The 14,581-nt window shown below is 64.5% G+C and carries 11 protein-coding genes and 1 tRNA gene; 3 read left to right on the top strand and 9 right to left on the bottom strand.

Annotated features, from left to right (window positions below):
- Nucleotides 1–33 precede the first annotated feature (33 nt).
- The 4 genes from BUA05_RS08475 to cpdR all read right to left on the bottom strand — a co-directional run bounded on the left by BUA05_RS08475 (nucleotide 34) and on the right by cpdR (nucleotide 4,479).
- The gene (locus BUA05_RS08475; RefSeq protein ID WP_158093701.1) at nucleotides 34–2,151 is read right to left on the bottom strand and encodes a TonB-dependent receptor plug domain-containing protein; all 2,118 of its coding nucleotides are present in this window, start codon (nucleotides 2,149–2,151) and stop codon (nucleotides 34–36) included.
- 122 nt (nucleotides 2,152–2,273) lie between these two features.
- Nucleotides 2,274–3,776: an ATP-binding protein gene (locus BUA05_RS08480; RefSeq protein WP_072674244.1), complete on the bottom strand. Its 1,503-nt coding sequence runs from the start codon at nucleotides 3,774–3,776 to the stop codon at nucleotides 2,274–2,276.
- A 165-nt stretch (nucleotides 3,777–3,941) separates the two neighbouring features.
- Nucleotides 3,942–4,016 (bottom strand) — tRNA-Val (locus BUA05_RS08485).
- Between the two features lie 85 nt (nucleotides 4,017–4,101).
- Nucleotides 4,102–4,479 (bottom strand): cell cycle two-component system response regulator CpdR, encoded by a 378-nt coding sequence (cpdR, locus tag BUA05_RS08490; RefSeq protein ID WP_072674245.1) that lies wholly within the window; start codon nucleotides 4,477–4,479, stop codon nucleotides 4,102–4,104.
- A 138-nt stretch (nucleotides 4,480–4,617) separates the two neighbouring features.
- Here cpdR and BUA05_RS08495 point away from each other — a divergent pair, with 138 nt between their 5' ends.
- Nucleotides 4,618–5,607, top strand: a complete 990-nt coding sequence (locus BUA05_RS08495) for an N-formylglutamate amidohydrolase (protein ID WP_084662561.1) — start codon at nucleotides 4,618–4,620, stop codon at nucleotides 5,605–5,607.
- Between the two features lie 265 nt (nucleotides 5,608–5,872).
- On the opposite strand, the gene BUA05_RS08500 is transcribed toward BUA05_RS08495, so the two are convergent.
- Both BUA05_RS08500 and BUA05_RS08505 read right to left on the bottom strand, forming a co-directional pair.
- Complete coding sequence (locus BUA05_RS08500; RefSeq protein ID WP_072674246.1) at nucleotides 5,873–6,652, bottom strand: SapC family protein; 780 nt, start codon at nucleotides 6,650–6,652, stop codon at nucleotides 5,873–5,875.
- A gap of 89 nt (nucleotides 6,653–6,741) precedes the next feature.
- Nucleotides 6,742–8,196 carry an FAD-binding oxidoreductase gene (locus BUA05_RS08505; protein WP_084662547.1) on the bottom strand — a complete coding sequence of 485 codons (1,455 nt, stop codon included), beginning with the start codon at nucleotides 8,194–8,196 and terminating at the stop codon, nucleotides 6,742–6,744.
- 161 nt (nucleotides 8,197–8,357) lie between these two features.
- Between BUA05_RS08505 and BUA05_RS08510 the strand changes: the two genes are divergently transcribed.
- Both BUA05_RS08510 and BUA05_RS08515 read left to right on the top strand, forming a co-directional pair.
- Nucleotides 8,358–8,933: a hypothetical protein gene (locus tag BUA05_RS08510; RefSeq protein WP_072674248.1), complete on the top strand. Its 576-nt coding sequence runs from the start codon at nucleotides 8,358–8,360 to the stop codon at nucleotides 8,931–8,933.
- A 144-nt stretch (nucleotides 8,934–9,077) separates the two neighbouring features.
- Nucleotides 9,078–10,526 carry a DEAD/DEAH box helicase gene (locus BUA05_RS08515; protein WP_072674249.1) on the top strand — a complete coding sequence of 483 codons (1,449 nt, stop codon included), beginning with the start codon at nucleotides 9,078–9,080 and terminating at the stop codon, nucleotides 10,524–10,526.
- Between the two features lie 2 nt (nucleotides 10,527–10,528).
- On the opposite strand, the gene BUA05_RS08520 is transcribed toward BUA05_RS08515, so the two are convergent.
- The 3 genes from BUA05_RS08520 to BUA05_RS08530 all read right to left on the bottom strand — a co-directional run bounded on the left by BUA05_RS08520 (nucleotide 10,529) and on the right by BUA05_RS08530 (nucleotide 14,557).
- Nucleotides 10,529–12,835: an ATP-dependent helicase gene (locus tag BUA05_RS08520; RefSeq protein WP_072674250.1), complete on the bottom strand. Its 2,307-nt coding sequence runs from the start codon at nucleotides 12,833–12,835 to the stop codon at nucleotides 10,529–10,531.
- A gap of 73 nt (nucleotides 12,836–12,908) precedes the next feature.
- Nucleotides 12,909–13,463, bottom strand: a complete 555-nt coding sequence (rsmD, locus tag BUA05_RS08525) for a 16S rRNA (guanine(966)-N(2))-methyltransferase RsmD (RefSeq protein ID WP_072674251.1) — start codon at nucleotides 13,461–13,463, stop codon at nucleotides 12,909–12,911.
- The gene (locus tag BUA05_RS08530; protein ID WP_245790143.1) at nucleotides 13,463–14,557 is read right to left on the bottom strand and encodes a pseudouridine synthase; all 1,095 of its coding nucleotides are present in this window, start codon (nucleotides 14,555–14,557) and stop codon (nucleotides 13,463–13,465) included. The genes rsmD and BUA05_RS08530 overlap by 1 nt, the downstream gene beginning before the upstream one ends.
- Between the last annotated feature and the right edge of the window lie 24 nt (nucleotides 14,558–14,581).

Genomic DNA, 14,581 nt, shown 5'->3' on the forward strand with positions numbered 1-14,581 from the left:
TCGGCTTACGAATCTGCTCCGCCAAGGTAAAGGCTAGAACGAGCCCTCGACCGCCAGCGTGAAGATCATGCCGAAATCGCGCGAGCGCCGTTCGGTAAACGCAATCTCGCCTGCCGCCCGGTCGGTAAAGATCGTGCGTTCGAACAGATTGCGGCGGTCGAGCAGGTTGGCGGCGCTGGCCCGCATGGTCATTCCGGCGACATCCTTGTTTTCCACGAACATCGAGGCAAAGCCGAATGTCTCGGTCCGCAGCGAGATTTCATCGAGCCGCACCGATGGCGCATTGTCTTGCCAGGTTGCATTCCCGCCCATGGCCCAGGCGGTACCGCCGAAATCATGCCGGATATCGGTGCGAAATTCGGTGATCACCGTGCTGGAAAGCCGGCGCCTGTTTCCAATCAACGGATCGATGACATCGCTGTCCCGCAGGGCAAAGCTCAGATCGAGCCGCGTCCCCTTCCAACCGATCGGGTCAGATAAAAGGGTGAAATCACCGGTAATGCCATAGCGCTGGGCCGATGGCAGGTTGCCGGGCGCCTGTCCGCCGCCCGCAATCGGGATCTGATCGACAATATCGGTAATGTCTTCGTAGAATCCGAGCAGGTTCACATTGCCCAGCGCGCCCAGCCGCAGGCTTGCCTCGATCTCGTAGTTCCAGCTTTGCGGCGGAACCAGATCGGCGTTGGTCACATCTTCGCGTTCCTGATTGAGATCGACTGTGGCGATGAAATCGAAGAAATTGAGCTGCCCCACCACCCGTTCGACCCGTCCCGCCAGATTGAGCGCCGGGCTGGCCTTCCAGTCGAGCGCGGCAAATCCCTTTGGCCGCCAGAAACTGCGGGTCTGCCCCAAAGGTCCGCTCTGGCTGATGCGCGAATATTCGCCGCCTGCCGAAAGCTGCAATTGCAGCGATGGCAGCAGCGGGCGGCTGTAGGTCAGCCCGGCATCGGCGCGATCTTCATCCACCCGCGCCGAAGCGCCGGGCAGCACCACCGGCCGGAGCACGCCGGCACCATCGCGCACTTCCAGCGCGGAGGCGATATCGAGGAAATTGCGCACCCCCTCCACCGCTGCGACAAGGTTTCCGCCGGCCGCGGCGATGTTGTATTCGGAACGCAAAATCGTTTCGCCCTCATCGGCATCGCGGGTGAAGGCACTGCCCTGCGGTGCGCTGTCATCGGCGAATTCGGTCAGCACCAGCGAAACGAAAGGGCTGTCCTCATAGCGGTGATAGCCGATCAGCTTGAGCTGTCCGGGGCCGACGGCAAACTGGTAATCCGCGCCAAGTTCAAAATTGAATTCGTCCTCGCGGTTGCGGAAGGTGCGTACCCGGTCGACCGCAAAGCCCGGCCCGGCCTGCTGCGACAATTCGGTTTCGCGAAAGATGAAGCCTTGCACCTGTCCGGTCAGGTTCAGCACATTGCCATTGTCGGCGATGCGGGTGAACGATCCGGAAAGCCCGACCCGGTCGGAATTGAAATTGGCCTTTTCGTCACGGATATCGATCAGCGCGCCCGCTCCATCGAACACCCGTTCGATCCCCTGATCGCCGCGCCGATTGGAATCGTTTTCCAGCGCCAGCGTCCAGTCGGTCTTGGCACCGCCGCCCGCAATTGCGACCGAACCATCGAGGAATTGCCCGGGCGTGCCTTTGCTGCGGAATTGCGGGGCGAGCCGGAACTGGCCAGCGATGCGACCGCTCGAACTGGTGACGACATTCAGCACCTGTCCGCTCAAGCCGCCGATATCCAGACTGGCCCCGTCGACCAGCTCCAGCCTTACCACGTCTTCGACCGGGATGCGCTGTAGCGCCTCGACCGGACCATTGGATTTGCCCGAAATGCGCCGACCGTTGATCAGAACATTGGTATCCGCTTGTCCCAGCCCGCGTGCGCCGTCGCCCGCGCGGATCGAAAATCCGGGAACCTGCCGCGCCATGTCAAGCGCGCTGCGCGGCGCGAACCGGGCGAAATCATCGGGTGCAAAGGTGCTGCGCGTGGTTCCTGCCGCCGCAGTTCCAGTCTGACCTTCTTCGTTGTCCTCCGCCGCAGAGTCCGGATCGGAGAAAGCCGCGAAATTTTCTGCCCAAAGCGGCGTGGAAAGACCCAAGCCGAGCAAGGGCAGCAAGGCCTTGGCTTGCGCCCGGAACATTTTATGGCAGGCCTTTTTCATCACCATCCTATCAGCGCAATTGCGATGCAATGTCGATGCGTTTTTCGCCTGTGTCTCGGCCAAGGGGCATTGCGGTCCGACGAAAGGCACGGCCCGTTATGTCAGGCGGTTTCGCCAGGCGCCGTCAGCGCAGCAATGCCCGGAACGGTAATGCTGCGCTCGCCGCCGAAATCCTCGCGCACCACGATCAGCCCGGCGCGTTCGAGATGATCGAGCAGGCGGCGCACCCGGCTGGGTGAGGAGCTGCCGTAAAGCCGGGCCAGCTCGTGTTCTTGCGGCATCGCGTCGCCGGTCGCCGCGGCAACAACAAGCGCCAGATAGGGGGCAAGCACATCTTCGCCGACCTTCCCGGCCATGCCCTCGACCAGAGCGCGCCTGTGCGGGTCGAGCCGGTCGAGCCCCGCAAGCGCAAAGGCGAACAGGCGGCGAAAAGCGACAAGATCCACATGCGCGCTGGCGATGCCGCGCTGACGGCAGCGGATGGCGAAATCGCGGAACAGCGCCGCAGCGGGCCGGAAGGTTGCGCCCTCGCTGGAGGCAAGTTCGCGTGTCACGGTCATGACGTCGGGTGTCTCTTGCGCTGCTTCGGCCGCAGACCGCGGCGGCTGAGATGGCGCGGCAGGTTTCGGCGCGGGCGGCGTTTCAGCCTGTTTCGCCACCGGCGCGGCGGTCAGGGCCTGTTCCAGATCGACCGCCGGACGTGGCGGCGGCGCGGGCCGGCGTGCGGGCTGATCGGCTGCTGCGGCTTCCATCAGCCGGTTGGTCAGCAAGGCTTCCATCTCATCGCCCGGGGCATCGGGCAGGGGAAGCAGCACCTGCGCCGCATTCTTGCCACCCGTGCGCACCGCCCCGACATGGACAGCGACCGGACGACGGCTGACCGCGGGGCCAAGCCCGAGGAACTGCCCGCGCTGCAGATCCCTGATCCGCTCGGCCTGCCGACGGTCCATGCCGAGCAGATCTGCCGCGCGCTGCATGTCGATGTCGAGAAAGGTGCGCCCCATCAGGAAGTTCGAGGCTTCGGCGGCGACATTCTTGGCCAGCTTGGCGAGCCGCTGGGTGGCGACGATGCCGGCCAGCCCGCGCTTGCGCCCACGGCACATCAGGTTGGTCATCGCCGAAAGCGTCATCCGGCGGGTGTCATCGTTCATTTCGCCGGCCGCGGCAGGGGCGAACATCTGCGCCTCGTCAACCACCACCAGCGCCGGATACCAATGTTCGCGCGGGGCATCGAACAGCGCGGTCAGAAACAATGCGGCGCAGCGGATCTGCTGTTCGACCTCCAGTTCCTCCAGCGCCAGCACCACCGAGGCGCGGTGCTGGCGCACCCGCCCGGCCAGCATCTCGATCTCCTTGGGCGAATAGGCGGCACCATCGATCACCACATGGCCGAAATGATCCGCCAGGGTGACAAAATCGCCTTCGGGATCGATCACCACCTGCTGCACCATCCCGGCGCATTCCTCCAGCAGGCGGCGCAGCAGGTGCGACTTGCCCGACCCGGAATTGCCCTGCACGAGTAAACGCGTCGCAAGCAGCTCCTCCAGATCGATGAAGATGCTCTGCCCGTTTGTGTCCCGGCCGATGTCGATCTGTGCGCTCACGCGTCCGGCTTAGGCAGGGTGCAGGCCAGCGCAAAGGCGCAGGGCCGAGTTTTCCAGTGATTCAGGCAGGATCGCGAAGGATCGCTTCCGGCCGACGCCAGGCAAAGAAAAACCCCGCCAACTCTATGGAGTTGCGGGGCTGTTTCGCGCCAAGCGGCAGTACGATGGTGGGCGTAGCAAGGATTGAACTTGCGACCCCTACGATGTCAACATAGTGCTCTACCACTGAGCTATACGCCCGCACCATCGGATCGCCGCCCTGTCGAGAGCGGAGCGGCCCTTTATCGCAGCCCCCGCCAAGGTGCAAGCGATTCGGAAAATCGGCCTATCCTGCTTCCTCGAACGCCCGCTCAACTTCCAGCACGAGGTCACGCAGGTGGAACGGCTTGGACAGCACCTTGGCGCTGGGCTGTTCGCGGCTGGCGCGCAAGCTGACGGCGGCAAAACCGGTGATGAACATGACCTTGGTGCGCGGAGAAATTTCGGCGCAGCGCTGGGCCAGTTCGATGCCGTCCATCTCGGGCATGACGATGTCCGACAACAGCAGATCGAAATCGCCGCTTTCCAGCAGCGGGATCGCCTCGGTGCCGCGGTCGACAGCGCTCACCCGGTAACCGGCATTGGTCAGCGCGCGCTCGAGATAGGTGCGCATCGCCTCTTCGTCTTCGGCAAGCAGGATGTGGGGGGCATTGGTGACGGTCATGGCAAGTGTGTTAGCAGCCCCGGCTTAAGAAATCTTTGTCCGTGGTGACGGCAAGCCGTCCCCGCGAAGTTTTCGCAGAACTTTTCACGCGATGAGGCTTTGACAGGCGCGCCCAAAGCCGTCAGCAAGGTCATCGAAATGTCGCGATTTTCTCTGGATATGCCCGATCCTGGCCGTCCCGTTTCGGACAAGGGCCCCGGCCTGAGCGGCGGCAGCGTGCCGGGTCTCGCGGGCAGCGCGGCGTTTTCCTACATTGCTCCGCACCGGATGCGCCTGCCGGTGCTGGTGGCCGTGCCCCATGCCGGACGCGCCTATCCGCCGCATGTGCTGGCGCGCATGCGCGATCCGCATGGCGCCCAATTGCGGCTGGAGGACCGGCTGGTCGACCGGCTCGGCCACGCCATCGCGCAGGCGACGGGGGCCGCGTTGCTGGTGGCCCATGCCCCGCGCGCCGTGCTCGATCTCAACCGTGCCGAGGACGATATCGACTGGGACATGGTCGAAGGCGGCAGGCCCGAAGATCTCGGGCTCCGGCAAGTGGCGGGGCAGGGCGGAAACCACCGCGCCCGCAGTGGGCTGGGGCTGGTGCCGCGGCGCCTGCCCGGATCGGGCGAGATCTGGCGCGGACGTCTTGGCCGGACCGAACTCGACGCGCGGATTGCGGGTATCCACCGCGCCTATCACGAATTTGTCGGCGCGGAACTTTCGCGGATCCGCGCTGGCTGGGGCGCGGCGCTGCTGATCGACTTGCATTCGATGCCCCCGCTGCGCGCTGCCGAGGGTGAGGAACAGGCGCCACAGATCGTGCTGGGTGACCGGTTTGGAGTCTCCTGCCACCACGGCCTGATGGGGCGCGCACTGCTGCACCTTGAGGCGCAGGGCTGCCCGGCAGCCCAGAACCGGCCCTATTCGGGCGGCTATGTGCTCGATCGTCACGGCGCGCCGGAGCGGGGCATCCATGCATTGCAGGTCGAGGTCTGCCGGGCGACCTACCTTGATCGCCGACTGGCTGAACCGGGTGAGGGGATGGACGCAATGGCCACACTGCTTGGATCGCTGGTGCGCGTGATCGGCGCGGAGACTGCGCTGCTTGGCGGGGGCGAAGCTGTTTTGCAGGCCGCCGAATAGGCCCGATGCGTGCCTTCATGCCTTCGTGCGTTGGGGAGGGAACGACAAGAAACCACCTCGCCGCATGAGGGGGACAGCGCGAGGTGGTCAAGGTTCAGGGGAATTGCGCTTTTGTCAGCGCCTCACTGGCCGGCGCAAAAGGTGCGCTGCCAGTGCCAATGATATGGGAATGTGGCGGCCTTTTTCAAGAATGCTGCCCGCGCTGCGCGGTGCTTCTCGCTCTGTCGGCGCGGCCCTCGCCTTGACGAGGGCCGCGGCCTGATTGTCAGTTTACCGTCGCATCCGGCGTCGGCAGCAGGCCCATGCCGACCTGACGCTGGAAGATGTTGCGCATCAGGTTCATCGAGAAAAGGTGGGCGTGAATCAGGACCAGCATCCCGTTCTTGATCAGCGCCTCAAGCTTTTCGGTCGGAAGATCGCGCAGCTTGCTTTCGTCCACCATCCGGAAGCCGCGATAGACAAACGGCTTGTCGGGTTCGTCATTGCGGGTGATCGAGATTTCACCGTCCATCATGATATCAAGCTTGCCGAGCTCATCCATGAAAGCTTTGGTGCGCTGGCCGGCTTCCTCGAAACGGCGGCAGAAATCGAGTACGCCCTTGGTATATTCGGTTGGCTCGGCTTGCGCGTCGAACAGTTCGACGCCCTCGGCATGCTTGCCGACCACACTGACAGTCGGATCAAAGCACAACGACATTTCATCGCTGTCCTGATGCAGTCTTGCCAGGATGAAGGGATAGCGCCGCACATAGGCCGGGACATAGATTTCGCTAACCAGTTTCTTGTCGTCGCCGATGAAGGTGTTGACGCCTTCGTTGAGCCCGAACAGCGCGATCGGAAGCGGATTCTCGCCTGCGGTGAAGACGATCGGAAAGTGGCGCTGAGCGTCGATGAATTCGTCCGAGGTCAGCGGAACGGCGTGGGTTTCGGCCAGAAACGCAGCGTTTTCCATGGTGCCGACCTTCCAGTCGGCATGGTCGCGGCTGTTGAGCGGCAGTAGGTCCTTGTAGAACAGCGGAAGTTGCGGTTGCGGCGCGCTGGCCATGACATCGTCTCCGAGAAAAATCAGTTGCGGGTTGATCCCTGCGGCAGGCTCCCCCCGCCGAACGCGGCGGCCTGTAGGCGTTTGCGGCCTCAGGTGCAAGCCGTGGGGTCGGCGGCAATCAGCTTGCCCGGATTGAGCAGCCCGTCCGGATCGAGCGCCTGCTTGACGCTGCGCATCAGCGAAAGCGCGACCGGATCGTGCAGGCGGGCGAGTTCATCGACCTTCATCTGCCCGATCCCGTGTTCGGCGCTGATCGATCCGCCCCATTCGCACACCAGATCATGGACCCGCGCGCTGACTGCCTTGCCTTCGGCCTCCTCCCATTCACCGCGCACCGCCGCCGCTGGGGCGAGTACATGAAAATGGACATTGCCGTCGCCCAGATGACCAAAGGCGACCGCCTGCGTGCCGGGAAATGCGGCCTCGATCAGCGGGCTGGCGGCGAGGATGAACTCGGGCATTTTTTCGACTGGCACTGAGATATCGTGCTGCATCGCCGGGCCAAGCGCGCGTTCCGCAGCTGAAATCGAATCGCGCAGATGCCAGAAATCCTCTGCCTGCCGCTCATTGGCGGCGATTGCCGCGTCATCAAGCAGCCCTTCCTCCATCGCCGCGGCAAGGCTGGTTTCGAGCTTGTCTCGCAAGTCGCTGCTGTCGGCGCTGGACGAGACGCATTCTATCAACGCATTCCAGTGATGGCGTCCGGCAAGCGGGGCGCGCGCTGCGGGCTGGTGGGCAAGCACGCTGTCGAGGCAATGGGCAGGCACCACCTCGAAGCCTTCGAGCGCTTCGCCCAGATCGCGTTCGACCCGGCGCAGCAGGGCGCGCGCATCGGTGATCGCGGCAAGGCCCGTCCACGCCGTCACCCGCCCGTTGGACGCGGGTAGCAGCCGGAGGGTTGCCGCCGTGACGATTCCCAGCGTGCCTTCTGACCCGATCAGCAACTGTTTGAGATCAAACCCGCGATTGTCTTTCTTGAGCGGGGTCAGGGCGTCGAACACCTCACCATTGGCCAGCACGGCCTCAAGTCCCAGCACCTGCGCGCGCATCGTGCCGTGGCGCAGCACCTGCGTGCCGCCGGCATTGGTCGAGACCAGCCCTCCGATGGTCGCCGAACCCTTGCCGCCCAAGGTCAGGGCAAAGCGCATCCCGGCCTCATCTGCCGCTTCGTGCAGATGCTGGAGGATCACACCGGCCTCGCACACCACCTGCCCGGCATCCCGGTCGATCGCGCGGATCCGGTCCATCCGCCGCAACGACAGCAGCAGCGCGTTGCCGCTATCATCCGGGGTGGCGCCGCCAGCCATGCCGCTATTGCCCCCCTGCGGCACGATCGGCACGCGGTGCGCGGCGCACAATTTCACCAGCGCGGCAAGCTGCGCTGTCGAAGCGGGCGATGCCATCGCCAGCGCGCGCCCGGTGTAGCGCCCGCGCCAGTCGGTCAGCCACGTTTCCACCAGTTCCGGATCGCTGGTAAGACCGCGCTGGCCAAGCAGGTTGGTGGCTTCTTCAAGAAAGCTGGTGGCTGGAGAGGGCAGGGTCATTGTTGCGCCCATGCCACAGTCTGCTGCAATTGTGCCAGAGGTTTTGCGTTGCGCCGCACGCGAGTTAAGCCGGGGTTCAATTGCCGGCATTAGGCGTGCACTTGTGCAGAGCCGCGCCTGTCGGGCCGCTCTGGCACTTTGAGGAGGAAGCTTCAGCCGCCATGCACAGCCTGCTTGCCCTGACAGCGCCACTGGCGCTTATGCTGCCGCTGGCGGCGGACGGGGGTGCGCCTTTGCAAGGGGAGTGGCCGGCAGGAACCGCAGCGGCTTCCGCACCGCAATGCGAGGCCGCCGGGCTGTCGGATACGCCGCGGGTCAATCCGCTATCGGCGCTGCGAGCACAGCAGAGTGCGCGGCAGGTGCGGATCGAACAGCGTGTGGTGATCCGGATCGCGCCGCAGCCGCCGGCTGCGCGGCAGGACATGCTCGCGCAGCTGCCACAGCGCGCCATTGCCCCCCGTTTCGAAGAAGCGCGCAAGGAAAAATGCGTCCCGCTTGAAGGCATTGCCGGAGTGCAGACGGGCAGCGGCAACCGCCTTGTCCTGTTCCTGCGCGACGAGCGGATGATCTCGCTCAATCTGGAGAAATCCTGCCGAGCGCGCGATTTCTATTCGGGCTTCTATGTCGAGCGGAACAAGGACGGCCGCCTTTGTGTAGAGCGCGACAAGCTACAGTCCCGCACCGGGATGCGCTGCGAGGTCGAGGTGATGCGCCAGCTGGTCGAAGTGCGCAACTGAAGCCTCTGCGCCGGCACGTGCGCGATTCCTTGACTTTTGCACCCGATTGAGGGAAACGCGCCGCTGGCCAGCGCCGCCATTGGCACGCGCAGGCCAGCAATCCCGGCAGCCCGTCTGCCCGCTTATCCGGACATATCGCCAAGCATGACCTTCGCCGATCTCGGCCTTTCGCCCGAATTGCTCAAAGCCGTGGAGGACGCGGGCTACACCACGCCGACCGCAATCCAGGCCCAGGCGATCCCCACCGTGCTGATGATGAGGGACCTCATCGGCATCGCCCAGACCGGCACCGGCAAGACGGCAAGCTTCGTGTTGCCGATGATCGATGTCATGGCCGCCGGTCGCCGGCGCGCGCTGATGCCGCGTTCGCTGATCCTTGAGCCGACCCGTGAACTCGCTGCGCAGGTGGCCGAGAATTTCGAGAAATACGGGGCGAACCACGATCTCAAGATGGCGCTGCTGATCGGCGGCGTGCAGATGGGTGACCAGCTGAAGGCGCTGTCCGACGGGGTCGACGTGCTGATCGCCACCCCGGGCCGTTTGATGGATCTGTTCGAACGCGGCAAAATCATGCTCAACGGCTGCGAATTGCTGGTGATCGACGAAGCTGACCGGATGCTCGACATGGGGTTCATCCCGGATATCGAGTTCATCTGTTCCAAGCTTCCCGAAACCCGCCAGACCATGCTGTTTTCGGCCACGATGCCGCCACCGATCGAGAAGCTGGCCAAGAAGTTTCTCAACAACCCCAAGCGGATCGAAGTCAGCCGCGCTGCATCGACCAATGCCGATATCACCGCCTTCAAGGTGCCGGTGAAGTCGCGGTCGAAAAAGGACACGCTGCGCTGGTTCCTTGAGAACGATCTGGTCGAAACCGCCATCATCTTCGCCAACCGGAAGACCACGGTGCGCGACTTGAATCAGAGCCTGACCCGCTTCGGTTTCAGGTCGTCGGAAATCCACGGCGATATGGACCAGTCAAGCCGGATCAAGGAACTGGAACGCTTCAAGGCCGGCGAGGTGAATATCCTCGTCGCATCGGACGTTGCGGCGCGCGGACTGGATATCAAGGGCGTGTCCCACGTCTTCAACTTCGACACGCCTTGGCACCCGGATGACTACGTCCACCGCATCGGCCGCACGGGCCGCGCCGGGGCCAAGGGCCGGGCCTTCACCTTCGTATCCGAAGAAGATGCCGAGGCGATCAGCAATGTCGAAAAGCTGACCGGCAGCGCGATCAAGGTGTTCGGCAAGGATGATGTGCGGGTCGACCTCAGCGAAGCACTCGCCAAGGCCGAAGCTTCCGCCGAAGCGACCGCCAAAGCCAGCAAGGCTGAGGAACCGACCGAGGAACGCGAAGAGCGCCCGGCCAGAAAACCGCGCCGTGCGCGTGAAGACCGTTCGCCGCGTGAGGAGCGCGCCGAACCTGCGGCAGATCGTCCCGCCAAGCCGCGCCGCGAGCGCGCCGAACGCGCAGAGGAACCTGCCGAGCGCAAACCGCGCGCCCGCCGTCAACACGAAGATGATGAGTCCGTGCCGCCGGGTGAATGGAACGGCCCGCGCCCGAGCTTTCTTGATGTGGGTTTTGGCTGAGGTCAGCCCGCCAGCTTCACAAAGCTGTCCAGCACCCGCTTTTCGCCTGCATCCTCGAACAGGATGGTAAGCTTGTTGCCTTCCTGATCGATCACGCAGCCGGTGCCGAATTTGTCGTGGGCGACCATCGCGCCAATCGCGATGTCGCTGCGGGCGGGGGCGGCGAAGCTGGCGGCTGACCGCGTGTTCTCGCGCACCCGCGCTGGCTTGGTGTCATATCCCGAAGTCAAAGCCCGCTGCCAGCCGGGGCCGCGTTGCTGGGCGCGGTCAGGCCGGTCGCGCGCGACATGGGCGAAGGGATCTTCCTGCTCGCTCCAGTTCGCCCGCCATAGCGAAGCACCGCCGGTGAGGGTGGTTTCCTGCTCGATATGCTCCTCGGGCAGTTCCTCGATGAAGCGGCTGGGAATGCTGCTCGTCCACTGGCCGTAAATCCGGCGGTTGGCGGCATGCAGGATGGTGCAGCGTCGCCGCGCGCGGGTGATCGCGACATAGGCAAGGCGGCGTTCTTCCTCCAGCGAGGCAAGCCCGCCCTCGTCGATCGCTCGCTGACTGGGGAACACGCCTTCCTCCCAGCCGACGCAGAACAGATTGTCGAATTCGAGCCCCTTGGCGGCGTGGATCGTCATGATTGTCACCCGCTCGCCATCACTTGCGCGGTCATTATCCATCACGAGGCTGACATGTTCGAGGAAATCGCCGAGGCTGTCGTAATCCTCCATCGCGCGGGCGAGTTCGGAGAGATTTTCGACGCGCCCCGCGCTTTCCGCCGAACGGTCGGCAGCCAGCATCGCACTGTAACCTGATTCCTCCAGCACCAGCCGCAGCAGGTCTGCCGGGCTGAACGTTTCGGACATCTCGCGCCAATGCAGGAATTGCTGCATCAACCCGCCGATGGTGCTGGCCGCACGCCTGGGCAAATCGTCGCTGTCGGCCAGTTGCAACGCCGCCGCGGCCAGCGGCAGGCCGGTGCGGCGCGCATGGCTGTGCATCGCCTCCAGCGCCTTGGCCCCAAGCCCGCGCTTGGGCTGATTATGGATACGTTCAAACGCGAGATCATCCTGCGGCTGCGCAACGAGCCTGAGATAGGCAAGTGCATCGCGGATTTCGGCGCGTTCGTAGAAACGGAAACCGCCGATGATGCGGTAATTGACCCCGATCTGGATGAAGCGGTCTTCGAACTCGCGGGTCTGGTATTGCGCGCGCACCAGTATCGCGACCTGATCCAGCGGTACGCCTTCGGCCTCCAGCCGCTCGATCGCTTCGCCCACCCGGCGCGCTTCCTCGGGCGCGTCCCACACGCCGATCACCTTGACCTTGTCGCCGCCATCGACCTCGGTCCACAGCGTCTTTTCGTGGCGCTGCGAATTGGCGCGGATCAGGCCCGAGGCGGCGCCAAGAATATGCGGGGTGGAACGGTAATTCTGTTCGAGCCGGATCACCTCGGTGCCAGGAAAATCCTTTTCGAACCTCAGGATATTGGCGACTTCCGCGCCGCGCCAGGAATAGATCGATTGATCGTCGTCACCGACTACGCAGATGTTCTTGTGCTGCTGCGCCAGCAGACGCAGCCACAGATATTGCACTGCGTTGGTGTCCTGATACTCGTCCACCATGATGTAGCGGAAGCGGCGCTGATAATCGGCAAGGATATCATTATGTTGTCGCAAGATGTTCAACATATGCAGCAACAGGTCGCCAAAATCGCAGGCGTTCAGGGCGCGCAACCGTTCCTGATATCGCGCATATAGGGCTGTCCCGCGCCCGTTGGCGTATGCTTCGTTCTCGATCGCGTCCAAATCCTGCGGATTCAATCCGCGGTTCTTCCAGCGGTCGATCAGCCCGGCAAGCTGGCGTGCGGGCCAGCGTTTTTCGTCAAGCTCGGCCTCGGCAATCAGCTGCTTCAGCAGGCGGATCTGATCGTCGGTATCGATGATGGTGTAATTGTGCTGCAGGCCGACCAGTTCGGCATGGCGGCGCAGCATCTTGGCGCAGATCGAATGAAACGTGCCGAGCCACGGAATGCCTTCCGCCCCCGGTCCGAGGTGGTGCGCCACACGCTCGCGCATTTCGCGCGCGGCCTTGTTGGTGAAGGTGACGCACAGGATCTGCGAGGGATAGGCCCGCCGGGTCGCCACCAGATGCGCAAGGCGGGCGGTGAGCGCAGCGGTCTTGCCCGTGCCAGCCCCTGCCAGCATCAGCACCGGGCCTTCGGTCGCCAGCACGGCGGCGCGCTGGGGCTCGTTCAGCCGCGCCGCATAAGCGGGGATCGGATCGCGTCCGGGCGCGGGAGAAGGCAGGTTGGTGCTCATCGTGTCATGTGAACAGGTAGGGAACAATGGCCGCGCGGGCAAGCCACCTCGGCCGGCTTATCGACCGCGCGCCTCAGCCAGCAGGCACGGCGAGCCGGAGCAGGCTGAGCTTGCCCTTGCCAACCCGGCGTTCGCTCTCGATTGTCAGCCCCTTGATGCTGACATCCTCGCTGCCCGCGGTTTCCAGCGAGATCCATGTCTGCGGCCCGATCCAGCCCAGACGCAGCAACCGGTCTATCGCAACTTCGCCTGTGCCGCTGCGATAGGGCGGATCGACGAGGATCAGGTCCAACGGGGTGGCGGCGGCGCGCAACTGGGTGGCTGATCCGGCCTCGACCCGCGCTCGCAGCCCGGCGCCCAGCGCGGTGATATTGGTGCGGATCGCATCAATCGCGGCGCGATCCTGTTCGACGAAAAGGCAGCTGCCCGCGCCGCGTGACAGCGCCTCCAGCCCCAGTGCGCCGGAACCGGCGAACAGATCGGCGACGGTCAGTTCCTCGAAACTGCCAAGCCGGCTGGTGAGCATCGAAAACAGCGTTTCGCGCATCCGGTCGGCCGTGGGGCGGGTTGCCTCGCCCTTGGGTGCCACCAGTTTGCGCCCGCGCCATTCGCCCGCAACGACCCGCATCAGCGCCCCCCGCGCGGGGTGTTTCCGCGGGTGGCGGGCGGATGCTTGCGCGAACGCCCGCGCGATCCTGCCGGAGCGCCTGAGCCTTTGCGCGCCGGGGCAGCATCAGCGGCGCCCTTGCGCGGGAACGCGGGTTTGGCGGGCACTGACGGCTTGGCATGAGCGGCGGGTTTGGCCGGGCTTGATGGCTTGGCAAGACCAGCGGGCTTGGGCGGGCCGCGCCGGGGCGGTCTGCCCGGGGCCGCGATCTTTTCCTTCTCCGCTCTCTCCGCTCTCTCCGCTTTCTCCGCCTTCTCCGCCTTCTTCACCCCGCCGCGCGGGATCGGCACGCCGGTGATATCGGACAGGAACCGGGCCACCGGCTTGCCGATCAGTTCCACCGCCTGCCCGCGCCCCAGATCGCCAAGGTTGAAGGGGCCATAACCCACGCGGATCAGGCGGTTGACCTTCAATCCGAGATGTTCGAGCACGCGGCGGACTTCGCGGTTCTTGCCTTCGGTAATGGTCATTTCGACCCACACGTTGCGGCCCGTGCCGCGTTCGAGATTGGCGTCGATTGCGCCGTATCGCACCCCGTCGATTTCCACGCCTTCGATCAGGTCTTCAAGTTGCGACTGGCTGACTTCACCAAATGCGCGGGCGCGGTAGGTGCGCGGCACGCCGGAAGACGGCAGTTCGAGCATGCGCTTCAACCCGCCATCATTGGTCAGCAGCAGCAGGCCTTCGGTGTTGAGATCGAGGCGGCCAATCGGGATCAGTCGCGGCGCGCCCTTGGGCAGGGCATTGCGCAGCGCGGTGTAGATCGTCGGGCGGTCTGCCAGATCGCGCTCTGCGGTGATCAGGCCGGTGGGTTTGTGAAACGCGAACAGTCGCGTTGGTTCGGCGGCGGTCACGGGATTGCCGTCGACTGTCACGCCGACAAGGTTTGGCAAGATGGTTGCGGGGGTATCCAGCACCTTGCCATCCAGCGCCACGCGCCCTTCGGCGATCATGCGCTCCACCTCGCGGCGGCTGGCTACGCCCGCACGGGCGAGCAGCTTGGCGATACGATCACCCTCGGGGCGATTTTCGGAACGGGGCGGGGCGGTGGGCATAGTGCGCCCTTAGGTTCCTGCCCG

This window comes from Erythrobacter sanguineus, assembly GCF_900143235.1.
Classification (GTDB): domain Bacteria; phylum Pseudomonadota; class Alphaproteobacteria; order Sphingomonadales; family Sphingomonadaceae; genus Erythrobacter; species Erythrobacter sanguineus.

What these genes read in the sequence shown, in the direction of transcription:
- BUA05_RS08520 (WP_072674250.1), bottom strand. Translation starts at nt 12,835, where the DNA reads ATGAGCACCAACCTGCCTTCTCCCGCGCCCGGACGCGATCCGATCCCC.
- BUA05_RS08500 (WP_072674246.1), bottom strand. Translation starts at nt 6,652, where the DNA reads ATGGCCAGCGCGCCGCAACCGCAACTTCCGCTGTTCTACAAGGACCTA.
- BUA05_RS08495 (WP_084662561.1), top strand. Translation starts at nt 4,618, where the DNA reads ATGTCGCGATTTTCTCTGGATATGCCCGATCCTGGCCGTCCCGTTTCG.
- BUA05_RS08515 (WP_072674249.1), top strand. Translation starts at nt 9,078, where the DNA reads ATGACCTTCGCCGATCTCGGCCTTTCGCCCGAATTGCTCAAAGCCGTG.
- cpdR (WP_072674245.1), bottom strand. Translation starts at nt 4,479, where the DNA reads ATGACCGTCACCAATGCCCCCCACATCCTGCTTGCCGAAGACGAAGAG.
- rsmD (WP_072674251.1), bottom strand. Translation starts at nt 13,463, where the DNA reads ATGCGGGTCGTTGCGGGCGAATGGCGCGGGCGCAAACTGGTGGCACCC.
- BUA05_RS08510 (WP_072674248.1), top strand. Translation starts at nt 8,358, where the DNA reads ATGCACAGCCTGCTTGCCCTGACAGCGCCACTGGCGCTTATGCTGCCG.
- BUA05_RS08475 (WP_158093701.1), bottom strand. Translation starts at nt 2,151, where the DNA reads ATGTTCCGGGCGCAAGCCAAGGCCTTGCTGCCCTTGCTCGGCTTGGGT.
- BUA05_RS08530 (WP_245790143.1), bottom strand. Translation starts at nt 14,557, where the DNA reads ATGCCCACCGCCCCGCCCCGTTCCGAAAATCGCCCCGAGGGTGATCGT.
- BUA05_RS08505 (WP_084662547.1), bottom strand. Translation starts at nt 8,196, where the DNA reads ATGACCCTGCCCTCTCCAGCCACCAGCTTTCTTGAAGAAGCCACCAAC.